The sequence below is a fragment of the Mycobacterium sp. IDUB_24 genome (assembly GCF_055419385.1).
This window is the reverse complement of record NZ_JBVAXO010000021.1, coordinates 1-403: the sequence shown is the minus strand read 5'-3', so window position 1 is coordinate 403 and position 403 is coordinate 1. Positions and strand designations below refer to the sequence as shown.

At 62.8% G+C, this 403-nt stretch carries 1 protein-coding gene; it reads left to right on the top strand.

The annotated features are described in order from the left end of the window. Positions 1 to 387, top strand: a 387-nt coding sequence (locus ACZYZF_RS29475; RefSeq protein ID WP_463837602.1) for an MspA family porin, incomplete at its 5' end; no start/stop codon positions are given. Positions 388 to 403 lie beyond the last annotated feature (16 nt).

Below are 403 nucleotides of genomic sequence, written 5' to 3'. Positions count from 1 at the left end.
GACTTCGAGGGCACCTTGGAGCTGGGTTATCAGATCGGCTTCCCCTGGTCGCTGGGTGTGGGGATCAACTTCTCCTACACGACCCCCAACATCCTGATCGACGATGGTGACATCACCGGCCCGCCCTTCGGTTTGGAGTCGGTCATCACCCCGAACCTGTTCCCGGGTGTGTCGATCAGTGCCGATCTGGGCAATGGCCCGGGTATTCAGGAAGTGGCCACGTTCTCGGTGGACGTCAAGGGTCCGGCCGGTGGTGTGGCGGTGTCCAACGCGCACGGCACGGTGACCGGTGCTGCCGGTGGTGTGTTGCTGCGTCCGTTCGCCCGTCTGATCGCCTCGACCGGTGACAGTGTCACCACCTACGGCGAGCCTTGGAACATGAACTGAGCACATGAACGCCACG